At 64.0% G+C, this 13,359-nt stretch carries 10 protein-coding genes; 6 read left to right on the plus strand and 4 right to left on the minus strand.

Features of this window, described 5'->3' with window-relative positions; translation table 11 throughout:
* Position 1 precedes the first annotated feature (1 nt).
* The 3 genes from coaBC (at position 2) to ABCW42_RS10505 (ending at position 4,848) form a co-directional block, all read left to right on the plus strand.
* On the plus strand, positions 2-1,255 hold the full coding sequence (coaBC, locus tag ABCW42_RS10495) for a bifunctional phosphopantothenoylcysteine decarboxylase/phosphopantothenate--cysteine ligase CoaBC (RefSeq protein WP_423181203.1): 1,254 nt from the start codon (positions 2-4) through the stop codon (positions 1,253-1,255).
* A gap of 111 nt (positions 1,256-1,366) precedes the next feature.
* Positions 1,367-2,596: a methionine adenosyltransferase gene (gene metK, locus ABCW42_RS10500; RefSeq protein WP_423181204.1), complete on the plus strand. Its 1,230-nt coding sequence runs from the start codon at positions 1,367-1,369 to the stop codon at positions 2,594-2,596.
* 119 nt (positions 2,597-2,715) lie between these two features.
* Positions 2,716-4,848 (plus strand): primosomal protein N', encoded by a 2,133-nt coding sequence (locus ABCW42_RS10505; RefSeq protein ID WP_423181205.1) that lies wholly within the window; start codon positions 2,716-2,718, stop codon positions 4,846-4,848.
* A gap of 3 nt (positions 4,849-4,851) precedes the next feature.
* Here the strand turns inward: ABCW42_RS10505 and ABCW42_RS10510 are convergent, their stop codons facing one another.
* Genes ABCW42_RS10510 through ABCW42_RS10525 form a run of 4 tightly spaced genes read right to left on the minus strand, consistent with a single transcriptional unit; the run spans position 4,852 to position 8,790 of the window.
* Entirely contained in the window at positions 4,852-5,937 is a 1,086-nt protein-coding gene (locus tag ABCW42_RS10510) for a glycosyltransferase family 4 protein (RefSeq protein WP_423181206.1), read from the minus strand.
* Positions 5,934-6,881 carry an alpha/beta fold hydrolase gene (locus ABCW42_RS10515; RefSeq protein WP_423181207.1) on the minus strand — a complete coding sequence of 316 codons (948 nt, stop codon included), beginning with the start codon at positions 6,879-6,881 and terminating at the stop codon, positions 5,934-5,936. The genes ABCW42_RS10510 and ABCW42_RS10515 overlap by 4 nt, the downstream gene beginning before the upstream one ends.
* A gap of 10 nt (positions 6,882-6,891) precedes the next feature.
* Positions 6,892-7,773 carry an aldo/keto reductase gene (locus tag ABCW42_RS10520; protein WP_423181208.1) on the minus strand — a complete coding sequence of 294 codons (882 nt, stop codon included), beginning with the start codon at positions 7,771-7,773 and terminating at the stop codon, positions 6,892-6,894.
* A gap of 54 nt (positions 7,774-7,827) precedes the next feature.
* Positions 7,828-8,790 (minus strand): sugar-binding transcriptional regulator, encoded by a 963-nt coding sequence (locus ABCW42_RS10525; protein ID WP_423181209.1) that lies wholly within the window; start codon positions 8,788-8,790, stop codon positions 7,828-7,830.
* 167 nt (positions 8,791-8,957) lie between these two features.
* Here ABCW42_RS10525 and ABCW42_RS10530 point away from each other — a divergent pair, with 167 nt between their 5' ends.
* From ABCW42_RS10530 to glpK, 3 genes are all read left to right on the plus strand, one after another.
* Complete coding sequence (locus ABCW42_RS10530; protein WP_423181210.1) at positions 8,958-10,745, plus strand: glycerol-3-phosphate dehydrogenase/oxidase; 1,788 nt, start codon at positions 8,958-8,960, stop codon at positions 10,743-10,745.
* A 174-nt stretch (positions 10,746-10,919) separates the two neighbouring features.
* Positions 10,920-11,669 carry an MIP/aquaporin family protein gene (locus ABCW42_RS10535; RefSeq protein WP_423181211.1) on the plus strand — a complete coding sequence of 250 codons (750 nt, stop codon included), beginning with the start codon at positions 10,920-10,922 and terminating at the stop codon, positions 11,667-11,669.
* A gap of 57 nt (positions 11,670-11,726) precedes the next feature.
* Positions 11,727-13,241, plus strand: a complete 1,515-nt coding sequence (gene glpK / locus ABCW42_RS10540; protein ID WP_423181212.1) for a glycerol kinase GlpK — start codon at positions 11,727-11,729, stop codon at positions 13,239-13,241.
* The last annotated feature ends 118 nt before the right edge of the window (positions 13,242-13,359 follow it).

The following is a 13,359-nucleotide window of genomic DNA, read 5'->3' on the forward strand; positions in this document are numbered from 1 at the left end:
AGTGCGCATAGTCCTCGGAGTCGGGGGAGGGATCGCAGCCTACAAGGTTGCATCGCTCCTCCGGCTTTTTACTGAGGCCGGACACCATGTCACGGTCATCCCCACCGAAGCGGCCAGCCGGTTCGTCGGCGTAGCTACGTGGGAGGCCCTCTCGGGCAACCCCGTGAGCAACAGCGTGTTCGACGACGTCGACAAGGTCAACCACGTGCGCCTCGGCCACGAGGCCGACCTCATCGTCGTCGCTCCGGCGACGGCGGACCTGCTCGCCAAGGCAGCCACCGGACAGGCAAGCGACCTGCTCACCAATACGCTCCTCATGGCCCACGGCCCGGTGCTGTTCGCTCCTGCGATGCACACCGAAATGTGGCAGAACGCGGCTACCCGTGCGAATGTCGAAACCTTGCGCAGCCGCGGCATCACAGTCCTCGAACCGGCAGTCGGTCGACTCACCGGTCCTGATTCCGGTCCGGGCCGGCTTCCGGAACCCGAAGCGATATTCGCTGCCGCCATTGCGCTGGCGGGCGATACTGCTGCCATTGGTTCCAGCGACGCCCTGGACTCAAAGCCCCTCGCAGGCCGCACTGTCACAATATCCGCGGGAGGGACCCGGGAAGCCCTGGACCCGGTGCGTTTCCTGGGCAACCGGTCATCGGGCAAGCAGGGCGTGGCCCTTGCCGCCGCAGCCCTCGAAGCGGGCGCCCGGGTCACCTTCCTTGCGGCCCACATGGATGTCCCGCCTCCATCGGGTGTCGACGTTGTCCGGGTTGAATCGGCCTTGGAACTGCGAGACGCCGCATTGGAAGCCGCCTCCGGCTCCGACGTCGTGATTATGGCTGCCGCAGTGGCCGATTTCCGTCCGGCTGAAGTGTCCGACACGAAAATCAAGAAGAGCAACGGAGACGACGCTCCCATACTGCACCTCGTGCAGAACCCGGACATTTTGCATGAACTGGTCGAACGGCGGAACGCGGACAAAGGTTCGCAATTGATCGTCGGCTTTGCCGCGGAGACGGGAGACGAGGACGGCGACGTCCTCCAGCATGCCACCGCCAAACTCAAACGCAAGGGCTGCGACCTCCTGGTAGTCAACCAAGTCGGTGTAGGGCGGGTGTTCGGCCAGGACGAGAACTCTGTGATTATTCTCTCCGGCAACGGCGCCGCCCCGCAGAGCGCTTCCGGCACCAAAACGGACGTGGCCGCCGTCGTGGTTGACCGCATCAGTACGGAACTCGGGCGCGTGCGGCCGGCCACGTAAGCGCGCCCATTCGTTAGCCGCGCGCCCATTCATTAACACAGGGAACGACCGTTCCTTAGCACAGGGACACACGGCGGAAGCCGGTTGCCCCCAACCGAGTAAGGTAGTCGAGTGACTTTACCGCTGCACCATGAATCCCACGGAACCCCGTCCAAGCTCCGGCTCTTCACCTCGGAGTCGGTAACTGAAGGTCATCCGGACAAGATCTGCGACCAGATCAGCGACGCCATCCTCGACGCGCTCCTGGCTGCGGATCCGGAGTCCCGGGTCGCAGTGGAGACCATGGCTACCACCGGACTAGTGCACGTCGCCGGCGAAGTGACCACGGACGCGTACGTGGAAATCCCGCAGATTGTCCGCGAGACCATCCTTGGGATCGGCTACGACTCGTCGGCCAACGGTTTCGACGGCGCCCGTTGCGGCGTTTCCGTGTCGATCGGACAGCAGTCCAACGACATCGCGGGAGGCGTCTTCAACTCCCTCGAAGCCCGCGAAGGCCGCCAGGAGGATGACTACGACCTCCAGGGCGCCGGCGACCAGGGAATCATGTTCGGATACGCAAGCGACGAGACGCCGTCGTACATGCCCACCCCGATCTGGCTCGCGCACCGCCTTTCGGAACGCCTCACGGAGGTCCGCAAGAGCGGCGAATTGGCATACTTGCGCCCGGACGGCAAGACCCAGGTGACGGTCGGATACGATCGCGACCGCCCCGTGTCCGTTGAAACCGTGGTCATTTCCAGCCAGCACGCCGAAGGCACCCACCTTGACCAGTTGCGCGCCGACCTCGCCGCGCACGTCATCGATCCGGTCCTGGCTGTGTCCAACCTGGACATTTCCCACGTCGCGAACATCCTGAACCCCGCCGGAGCTTTCGTTATTGGCGGTCCCGTGGGTGACGCCGGACTGACGGGCCGCAAGATCATCGTCGACACGTACGGCGGCTTCGCCCGCCACGGCGGCGGTGCTTTCTCCGGCAAGGATCCTTCGAAGGTGGACCGTTCTGCGGCCTACGCAATGCGCTGGGTGGCCAAGAACGTCGTGGCTGCCGGCCTGGCCAAGCGTGCTGAGATCCAGATCGCTTATGCGATCGGCCAAGCGCGGCCGGTGGGTACCTACGTTGAAACTTTCGGTACGGAGACAGTTGATCCGGCCAAGATCAGCGAAGCTATCTCAGAGATCTTCGACCTCCGTCCCCGGGCAATCATCGATGCCCTCGACCTCAAGCGTCCCATCTACGCCAAGACTGCAGCGCATGGCCATTTCGGCCGCGACGAGCCCGACTTCACTTGGGAACGGCTGGACCGGGTTGACGAACTCAAGGAGTTCTTCAACGCCTGAACCCTGCGTCCGGGGGATGCGGCCGGGACAAAAATGTCGGTGGTGCATGCTTGGCTTGGTACAAGGATGAGCAACGGAACCGGATTTGTCTCCGGCCGGTACCCGGGGAGGTGGCACGCATGAGCGAGGACCCGCTGTTTGCCCTTGCCGCGTCTCATGGTCCTGCGCGGCAACCATCCCTCCTGCAAGGCTTTCCCGCGAGGGCAGGAACAGGTCCGGCCCTCGCGGAAAACAATCCCGTGGCGCGCGTCGTCATCGAATCTCCTCTGCCGCACCTTGACAGGCCTTTTGATTACAGCGTCCCCGCCGAACTGGACGACGCCGCGCTGCCGGGCGTGCGCGTCAAGGTGCGGTTCAGTGGCCAGGAACTCAACGGTTACGTCGTGGACCGCGTGGAGTCGTCGGAGGGCGGTCATTCGCTGTCCCCGCTCCTCAAGGTGGTTTCACCGGTGCCGGTGTTGCCGCCTCCCATGCTCGAACTCGCGTCGAGCGTAGCGGCACGCTATGCCGGAACGCTGAGCGATGTCCTCCGAACAGCTATTCCGCCGCGGGTGGCACGGCTTGAGAAATTGTTCCTCGCCGGTGATCCGCTCGGCGACGACCCCGTTGAAACTCCCGGCGTCACCGTCAACCCTTCCGCGGCAAATCCGGCACACGCGGCGTGGGCTTCCTACACCAACGGTGCTTCGTACCTGCGCCATCTCGCCAGCGGGGGCTCGCCCCGCGCCGTGCTGACGGCGATGAAGGGGTTCGGACCTACGGCCTGGCCCGAACTCGTGGCCTCCGCCGTGGCGGCAGTCCGCTCCTCGGGGCGGGGCGCCGTCGTCGTGGTGCCCGACTACCGCGATCTTGACCGCATGGAAGCGGCGCTACTCACGGTACTGCCTGCCGAGGACGTGGCGCGGTTGACTGCCGACGACGGCCCGACGCCCCGATACAGGAGCTATCTCAGGCTCCTGAGCGGGTCTGCCAAAGTAGCGGTGGGGACGCGTTCCGCGGCCTACGCTCCCGTTCAGGATCTTGGCCTCGTGGCGTGTTGGGACGACGGCGACGACCTCCACATCGACCAGCGCGCACCGTACGCCCACACCCGGGAGATCCTGCTGCTTCGTTCGGAACAGGAATCCGCGGCGTGCCTCATGGCCGCCCACAGCCGCAGCACCGAACTTCAGCGGCTCGTCGACCTCGCTTGGGCCGTGCCGGTGGAAGCTCCGCGCTCCGTCGTCCGCGCCAACACCCCGCGCGTGCTTAGCACCGCGGACAGTTTCGAACAGGAGCGGGATCCGCTGGCGCGAATCGCCCGCTTGCCCGGTGCGGCCTGGCGGGCGGCCAAGGAAGGCCTCGAGCGCGGCCCCGTCCTGGTCCAGGTGGCCAGGGCCGGCTACGCGCCGTCGTTGGTTTGCGAAACCTGCCGGGAACCGGCCCGCTGCACCCACTGCCAAGGACCCCTCGCCGTTGCCGGGCAAACGGCTCCTCCCCAGTGCCGTTGGTGTTCCGTCCCGGCCCCCGATTGGCGTTGCCGTTCATGCGGGAGTGTCCGGCTGCGCAAGGGGGCCAGCGGCGTCCTCCGGACGGCAGAGGAGCTGGGCAGGGCGTTTCCGGGAAAGCCCGTAGTGACGTCCTCTGGTGACCAAGTCAAGGCGTCCGTGAACGATTCCCACGCGCTCGTGGTCGCAACCGTGGGAGCCGAACCCGTGGCCCGCGGTGGATACGCTGCGGCACTCCTCCTGGACGGCAACTCGTTGCTGCGCAGGGAAAACCTACGGTCAGGCGAGGACACGCTGCGCCGGTGGTTCAACGCGGCGGCCCTTGTTCGTCCGGCGGATGAAGGCGGCCTGGTGGTAGTCACGGCTGACGACACCACTACGGCAGGCGCGCTGGTGCGGTGGGATCCGGCAGGTTACGCCGCACGCGAGCTGTCACTCCGGCAGGAACTCCAGTTGCCGCCGGCCGTGCGGATCGCGTCCGTCACCGGCCAGCGCGCCGACGTCGTACACTTCACGGAAAGCCTGGCGAAGGACATCCAGTTACGTACCGTCGGCCCCGCACCCGTCATTCTTGCGGCAGTCCAACGGGAGTCCCCGCGGTCCCCGGGCCAAGACCACGAGGCCGACGTGCGCACGTTGTTCTTCATCCCGTACGGGCAGGCAGCCCACGCCACTCGGACGATGCGCGCCACGAAGGCTGCCAGCGCGGCGAAACGCACTTCCGGCCCCGTCCAATTGCGGCTCGACGGAGTTGACGTCCTGTAGCGCCTAGTTTTCCTTCCGACGCCGGATCGCAACCACTTCTCCGGCAACCGCCAACAATTGGCGGGCCGACTCATCCCAGGTGAAATCTGACGCGCGCTCCACGGAGCGGCGCGACGCCGCTTTCCAGACATCATCGTCCTCCAGGGCACGGACCGCTGCTGCAAATTCGGCAGGGGACTCCGCATCCACGTAGCTTGCGGCATCGGCTCCGACTTCGCGGAAGATCGGGATGTCGCTCGCGATCACAGGAGTGCCCAACGCCATGGCTTCAACCAGCGGCAGGCCGTAGCCTTCGGCCTTGGACAGGCTGATGAGTGCGGTGGTCTTGAGCAGCAGCGCGTCGTATTGCGCATCCGTGACACCGTTATGAAACTGGACCTTCGCCCCCTGCGGGACCAGGACTTCAAGTTCCGCGCGGCGTTCGGGCGTGATCCGGCTCAGGAGGTGCAGGGTGAATCCGGGTAGTTCAGCCATGCCGCGGATCATGGTCTCCACATTCTTGTATGGCATGAACGAACCCATGTAGAGCAGCGATTTCTCTGCTCCGCCGTCGGGATTCCGGGGTGTTTGGCCTGGCTGGGGTGCGTTGCCCACGATACGGACGGGCCGCCGGGTCAGCCTGAATTTGGCCATGAGGGACTCGGTGGTGTGGCTGATGGTGGCGACGACGTCGGCCCGGTTGAGCAGGAGGCGCTGCGGCCAGTACGCCTTGTGGTAGAGCCGCCAGAGCACGCGGACGGGTGCCGGGAGGAACCCGGGAGGCGTCGGGTGCTCGTAGTAGATGAGGTCGTGAAGGGTCAGGACCAGGCCATACTTCCGCCCGATGCTGCCCATCGTCTGCATCGGGCACACGACGACGTCGGGTTTCAGCTTGTTGACCTCGCGGGCGACGAACAACTCAAGCGGGGACAGCGGACTGCTGATCTCAACGTAAGGGACGTCCGGCAGGAGCGCGAGTTGGCGTTTGTCGCTGATGAGCATGGTGACATCCGCGATCTTTGACGTCGCCGCGATGAGGCTCGCTCCATAGCGGCTGATGCCGTCATGGTGGTCCGTGCGGGTGAAGCGGGCGTCGATGACGATTTTCACGCGGGGTGTTCCTCCAGGAAGCGGCGAATGGCGGCGGCGGCCGGCGCCGGTGTCTCGTAATGGATCAAATGCCCGACGCCGGGAATCACTTCCAGCGCACCATCGGTCAGCAGTTCCACCAGTTTGTGCTGGTCACGGAGCAATGCGATCTCGTCCTTTTCGCCGGCTACCAGCAAGACGGGGAGGTCCAGTTGGCCGGCGACCTCGCCGACGTGGTTGGAGACCGAGGCCCGGAAGGATTCGAGAAGGCTTGCGCGGTCCGCGAAAGCCGAGAAGTAGGCATCGTGTTGGCCGTGCACGAAAGCACGTAGTTCCTTGTCCCGGGTCTTGGCCATGGTGGCGCTCATGATCCGGACAATGAGCCGGCTGCGCAGGAGTGCCAGTCCCAAGCGGCGCGGGAGCTTTGCGGAGGCCTGGTAGTAGAAGACCGCAAGCTTGGTCATGATGCCTTTGGGTCCTTCCAACGCGGGCGCTGCGATGGGATTGACCAGGATGAGCGGCCGGATGGCTCCCGGGTTGGCTGCTGCGAAATGGCTGGCAATGATCGATCCGAAGGAGTGCCCCAGGAGCACGGTGTCGGGGCCGAGTTCCAGGGCCGCCATGAAGCCGGTGATGAACTTCCCGAAGCGTTCTACTGTGTGCGGGTCGCCGGCAAACGGTTCCGAACTGCCGAAGCCCGGCAGGTCCGGCATGATGACCCGCATTTCGGGAAGGTGGTCCACCACCCGGAGCAGGCCATGGTGGTCGCCGCGGAAACCGTGGATTACCAGGATGGTCCGCGTCGCGGGAGTTGTGGTCACCGGTTCATAGCACCAATAGGCCACGTTGCTGCCGTCAAGGTCGATGTCCGATGCCTTGGTCCTGTTGGCCAGGCTTTTGCTGAAAAACTCCTTCGGGGAGGTCTGTTCGGGTTCGGGGGAGTGGTTGTTGTCCACTTGTTCCATTCGGCGGGTCCTACGTGACGTTGTCCGGGTGTGACCCCGTGCGGTGGTGACGTTCGAGGGCGGCGAGTCCGTCCATGTCGGCCGGTTCCAGTTGGAAGCCGAAGACGTCGAAATTCTCCTGGATCCGTGTTGCGCTGCTGGCTTTTGGAATCACGATGTTCCCGAGTTGGATATGCCAGCGGACGACGATCTGTGCGGCTGTCTTTCCGTATTTGCCGGCGAGGGCGCGAATGGCCGGATCGTGAAGGACCTCGCCGCGGCCCAAGGGGCTCCAGGCCGCTGTATGGATCCGCAGTTGTTCATGCAAGGTCCTGAGCCTGGGTTGCTGCAACCACGGGTGCAGCTCGATTTGGTTGACTGCGGGGACCACTTCAGCCTTTTGCATGAGTGCCTCCAAGTGGGCGGCCTGGAAATTCGATACCCCGATGGCACGGACCCGGCCCTCCCGGTACAGGGTTTCCATGGCACGGTAGCTTTCCTGGTACAGGCCGCGCCCCGCGCATGGCCAGTGGATCAGGTAGAGATCGACGTAATCCAAGCCCAGGCTGGCCATGGAGGCGTCGAATGCCCGCAGCGTAGCGTCATAGCCTTGGTCGTCGTTCCATACCTTCGTGGTGACGAACACGTCTTCGCGGGAAAGCAGGTGTGTGCCTTCCCCGGAGCCACCCGTCTGTCCATCAAATGCGGCCGGCGGGATCACTGCGCTGCCGATGCCGCGGCCCACGCCGGACTCATTTCCGTACATGGCCGCGGTATCGAAATGCCTGTAACCGGCGCCAATGGCGGTCGCCACGAGGGAAGCGGCGTCGGCCGGCGGCACTTTGTAAAGCCCGAATCCCAACTGGTCAATCATGACTCCATTGTTGAGACTGAGCCTGGGCGAGGGTTTCATAGCCTTGACTTTACCTACCTCTGCACCGGGAATGTCCAAGGAAGTGCCAAATGGTCAGGATGTGCCATCGAAACTCACGAGGCGTTTGGCCGTACCTTCGTCAACAATCAAGTCGGTCGCCAGGCGCGCGTTGAGGGCGCCGCGCAGGCCGTTGATTTTGGACGCGCCGGACACAACGCAGATGCGGCGCCGGACCTGCCGCAATTGCTCGTGGCTCGGTCCGGTGGAACGTTCGTTCAAAGTGATTCCATCCGAAGATCCGTCGGCCCGGAAGAATACAGTGGCAACATCGCCCACCACGTCAGATCCCGCCAACAAGTTGAGATCTGTTTCGTCGAGGTAACCGCCGGCATAAACGTGGCTCGGATAGTCCGAATCGACGGATCCAACGCCGAAGATGGCAATGCCCATGTGCGCTTGGAGATCGAGCACGCGCTGGACGCTTCGTTCATTCCACATCGCGGTCTTCGTGGAGGCGTGGTCGAAGAATGCGGGGACGGGAAACTGTTCCACCCGCGCGCCGTAGGCAATGCCGAAGCGCCGCATGATGTCACTGGCGTAGGTTATGCCGGTTGTCTGCATGTTCCCTGCGCCATTAAGTTGCACGAAAGTGCTGTCGTGCGTGATCTTGCGCGTCAAGTGCCTGCTGACGGCACTGATCGTGGCGCCCCAGGCAACGCCGATGATGGCGTTCGAATCGACGAGCGGCCCAATGGTCCTGGCCGCCTGGATGGCCACTCTTTCCAAGGTTTCCGCCTCATTGAGCGTCTCCAGGACGGGCACCACATGCGCGTCGACGCCGTAGCGGCTACGGATCAGGCGCTCGAGTTCCGGCGCCGAATCGAACGGACTGCGGATCTGGACCTGTACCAGTCCTGACTCGCGCGCCGAGGACAAGAGGCGGGAAACGGTTGAACGCGAGGTCCGCAATTCCCGCGCAATCGCGTCCATCGTGAGGTCTTGAAGGTAGTACATCTGGGCTGCCCTGAGGGCATCCGAATGCCGTGATCGTGCCATCGCTGTTCCGTTTCAATCCGGTAGGGTTCCGATTTTGCACGTTTGTGCAAATGGGTTGATTTCATTTTCCACCCCTTCCAAGAATAGTTGTGCACGCAGCACCGCCACGTGACGCAGTGCACATCCGAAACCCGGCACCACCACAACCACAGCCCAAGGGAGCAGTTTTGGGACACAACAGCTTTTCCGGTTCCGCAGCGGGAACACATCGAACCTCCGCGTATGCCCTTCGCGAGCGGCCGGCGGCCCAGGTGCTCGTGATCGGCGGTGGCATCAACGGCGTCGGAACCTTCCGCGACCTCGCCCTCCAAGGCGTGGATGTCGCGCTGGTTGAGCGCGGCGACTACTGCCAGGGCGCGAGCGGGGCCTCGTCGCACATGATCCATGGCGGAATCCGCTACCTCGAAAACGGCGAATTCCGCCTCGTGCAGGAATCGGTCGTGGAGCGCAACCGGCTCCTGAAGATCGCACCGCATTACGTGAAGCCCCTGCAAACGACCATCCCGATCTTCAGCACCTTTTCGGGAATGCTGTCGGCACCCATGCGCTTCCTCACGCACAAGCAAGGCAAGCCGAAGGAACGCGGCGCCTTCCTCATCAAGCTCGGATTGAGCATCTACGATTTCTTCTCCCGCGACGGCGGCAGCGTCCCGCGGCACCAATTCCGCGGCCGGGAGAACGCCCTGGCCGAACTGCCCCGCCTGCACCCGGGCATCAAGTACACCGCCACCTATTTCGACGCGTCGGTCCACAATCCCGAACGATTGACCCTCGACGTGCTGCAAGACGGCGAAAAGGCCGGCACAGGCAGCGCCTTGCCGGGAGGCAGCGCCCGGGCAAGCAATTATGTTTCGCTCGTCTCAATGGACCCGGCCGCCGGCACCGTGGTGCTCCGGGATGAACTCTCAGGCGAGGAATTCACGTTCCGGGCGGACGTCATTGTGAACACCACGGGCGCCTGGGTAGACCAGACCAATGCTGCAATGGGTTCCGCGACCCGGTTCATGGGAGGGACCAAGGGATCGCACATCGTCCTGGACCACCCTGAACTCCTGGCGGCCTGCAACCGCCGTGAAATATTCTTCGAACACACCGATGGGCGGATCGTCCTCATCTACCCGATGGGCGACCGGGTCCTTGTGGGCACCACGGATGTCGATGCCGACATGTCAGAGGACGCCGTGTGCACTGAGGCCGAGATCGACTACTTCTTCGACCTCGTCGGTCACGTCTTCCCTTCGATCTCCGTCAATCGGGACCAAATCGTCTACAGCTTCGCAGGCGTCAGGCCCTTGCCGCGCCACGATGAAACCCAACCCGGATTCGTTTCCCGCGACTACCGCATCGAACGAAGCGAGCGCCCAGCTGCGGGTGCCACGGCCGCGCCAGGCGGCAAGGCCGCCGTCGTGCTCTCCCTGGTGGGCGGAAAGTGGACGACATTCCGCGCCCTTGCCGAGCACCTGGGCAACGACGTCCTCCGCGAACTGGGCATGGAACGGAAGACGACTACGGCGAAGCTCGCCATCGGGGGCGGCGTCGGCTTCCCCACCACCGAAGACGGGGTCCAGGACTGGATCAAGGAGCACATGGCGCCCGGCCTCGACGCCCGACGGGTGGAAGGCCTGCTGACCCGGTACGGAACCCGGGCAGAGGCGGTCATCGCCTATCTCACGGCGGGCGAGGACCGGAAACTGCGTTCCACTGACGAACTGAGCGTCCGGGAATTGGAGTTCATGGCCGCGAACGAACAGGTCGGCCACCTCGTGGACGTCCTCATCCGCCGGACGTCGTTGGCGTTCCGCGGACTCGTCACTGGCGAGCTGCTCAATGAGGTCGCAGGCGTGCTTGCGGGCGAACTTGGCTGGGAACCGGCCCGCTGCGACGCCGAAATCGAGCATGCCCAGCATGTTCTACAACACTTCCATGGCGTGACTGTTCACAGCCTCGTCTCGTGAACGTAATGTACGTCACAACAGCTTGATTGTCCGGACCACAAAGCCCGGACACAAGGGTTGTGGTGCCCCGCTTTGCCGCCGGGCACCACAACCGGTACGGCGCCTCCGAACGTCGGACCAACGGCCCCCAACAAGTGCGAGGGGCCGACAACAGAAGAAAATGAGGAGTCAAAGATGTCTCTCGGAATTGTTTTCCTTTCCGAAGTATTCGGAACCGGCATGCTAACCCTGCTGGGCTGTGGCGTCGTTGCAAACGTTGCGCTCAAAGGCACCAAGGGCAATAACGGCGGATTCCTGATGGTGAATTTCGGCTGGGGCATTGCTGTCTTCGCCGGTGTCTACGTAGCGGCCATGTCCGGCGCGCACCTGAACCCTGCGGTGACCCTTGGCCTGTTGGTCGACGGCAAGGCGGAATTCGCGCCCGGTGTGGCGGTCAGCGCGGCCTCGACATTCACCTACTTCGGCGGCGAACTGCTCGGCGCTTTCCTGGGTGCCGTGTTCGCCTGGCTCGCGCACAAGCAGCATTTCGACGTCGAGCCGCTCCCGGCAAGCAAGCTCGCCGTTTTTTCCACCGGGCCGGCCATCCGCTCCTACCCGTGGAACCTCGTCACCGAAATCATCGCCACGTTCGTCCTGGTCTTCGTGATCCTGACGTTCGGAGGCACCCCGTCCGGCCTCGGCCCGCTCGCAGTGGCGTTGCTCGTCGTCGGCATCGGCGCGTCCCTCGGCGGCCCGACGGGCTACGCCATCAACCCGGCCCGTGACCTCGGCCCGCGCATCGCCCACGCGGTCCTCCCGATCAAGGGCAAAGGGTCCAGCGACTGGGCCTACTCCTGGGTTCCCGTGGTCGGACCGCTCCTGGGCGGAACAATCGCCGGCCTCGTTGCCCACGGGCTGCCGATCATGGCAACCGTCGCCAAGTAGAACCAAGCTCCGAACAACACTTAAATTCCGCACCACCAACCAGACAAGGACGTCACAATGTCGCAATACGTCATCGCCATCGACCAGGGAACCACCAGCTCGCGGGCCATCGTCTTCGACCACTCGGGCAACATCGTCTCCACCGGCCAGATGGAACACGAACAGATCTTCCCCCAGGCCGGCTGGGTGGAACACAACCCCATCGAGATCTGGGACAACGTCCGGGAAGTTGTCGGCTCGGCATTGTCCAAAGCCAATCTGACCCGGCATGACATCGCGGCCGTCGGCATCACCAACCAGCGGGAAACCGCAGTCGTGTGGGACAAGAACACGGGCCAGCCGATCTACAACGCCATAGTCTGGCAAGACACGCGGACCCAGCCGATCGTGGACGAGCTCGGGCGCGACGGGGGAGCGGACCGGTTCAAGCAGAAGGTCGGCCTGCCACTCGCCACCTACTTCTCCGGAACCAAGATCAAATGGATCCTGGACAACGTCGAAGGTGCGCGGGCCAAAGCCGAAGCCGGCGACCTCATTTTCGGGAACACCGACTGCTGGGTCTTGTGGAACCTGACCGGCGGAGTCGACGGCGGAGTGCACGCAACGGACGTCACGAACGCTTCCCGCACCATGTTCATGGACCTCGAAACCCTGCAGTGGGACCAGGACATCCTTGACGCCTTTGGTGTGCCGGCATCGATGATGCCCGCGATCAAATCCTCATCCGAGGTCTACGGAACGGTCCACACCTCCCAGTTGCTCCGCGAAGTCCCCGTCGCCGGAATCCTGGGCGACCAGCAAGCCGCCACTTTCGGCCAAGCCGCGTTCCAGCCCGGCGAAGCGAAAAACACGTATGGCACGGGCTGCTTCCTGATCTTCAATACCGGAGAGGAAATCGTCCACTCGAAGAACGGCCTGCTGACCACCCTGGGTTACAAGCTGGGCGACGCCAAACCCCATTACGCGCTGGAAGGTTCCATCGCCGTGACTGGCTCCCTGATCCAGTGGCTCCGGGACAACCTCAACCTGATCAGCTCCGCACCCGAGGTCGAAACCCTCGCCGCCGGCGTCGAAAACAACGGGGGTGTCTACATCGTTCCGGCGTTCTCCGGCTTGTTCGCACCATACTGGCGAGCCGACGCCCGTGGAGCCATTGTGGGGCTGACCCGATTCGCCAACAAGGGCCACATCGCCCGCGCGGCGCTGGAGGCCACCGCCTTCCAGACACGCGAAGTGCTCGACGCCGTCAACGCGGACTCGGGCGTTCCGCTGACAGAGTTGAAGGTCGACGGCGGAATGGTCGCCAACGAGGCGCTCATGCAGTTCCAGGCCGACATCCTGGGCGTCCCGGTTGTCCGTCCGAAGGTGGTTGAAACCACGGCGCTCGGGGCCGCGTACGCGGCGGGGCTCGCCGTCGGATTCTGGAAGGACCTCGGCGAGTTGAGCGCGAACTGGGGCGAGGACAAGCGCTGGGAACCGCAGTTGCCCGCGGAAGAGCAAGAGCGGCAGTTGCGCCTCTGGAAGAAGGCTGTCACCAAGTCGATGGACTGGGTGGACGACGACGTGAGGTAAGTTCTGCCGCTCCGGAGAGGTTCTCCTCACCTGTTTCGAGGGGGCGGCCCCTGCCCCCTCGAAACCTGCCTCCCTCGCCACTGCGCGGGTCACCTCCCTGGAATCCCAGTCCGCTCAC

This window comes from Arthrobacter sp. NyZ413, from assembly GCF_049390645.1.
Lineage (GTDB): Bacteria > Actinomycetota > Actinomycetes > Actinomycetales > Micrococcaceae > Arthrobacter.

Excerpts from the sequence above, each read along its gene's own strand:
- ABCW42_RS10515 (WP_423181207.1), bottom strand. The coding sequence starts at position 6,881 with ATGGAACAAGTGGACAACAACCACTCCCCCGAACCCGAACAGACCTCC.
- ABCW42_RS10525 (WP_423181209.1), bottom strand. The coding sequence starts at position 8,790 with ATGGCACGATCACGGCATTCGGATGCCCTCAGGGCAGCCCAGATGTAC.
- ABCW42_RS10535 (WP_423181211.1), top strand. The coding sequence starts at position 10,920 with ATGTCTCTCGGAATTGTTTTCCTTTCCGAAGTATTCGGAACCGGCATG.
- ABCW42_RS10505 (WP_423181205.1), top strand. The coding sequence starts at position 2,716 with ATGAGCGAGGACCCGCTGTTTGCCCTTGCCGCGTCTCATGGTCCTGCG.
- glpK (WP_423181212.1), top strand. The coding sequence starts at position 11,727 with ATGTCGCAATACGTCATCGCCATCGACCAGGGAACCACCAGCTCGCGG.
- ABCW42_RS10520 (WP_423181208.1), bottom strand. The coding sequence starts at position 7,773 with ATGAAACCCTCGCCCAGGCTCAGTCTCAACAATGGAGTCATGATTGAC.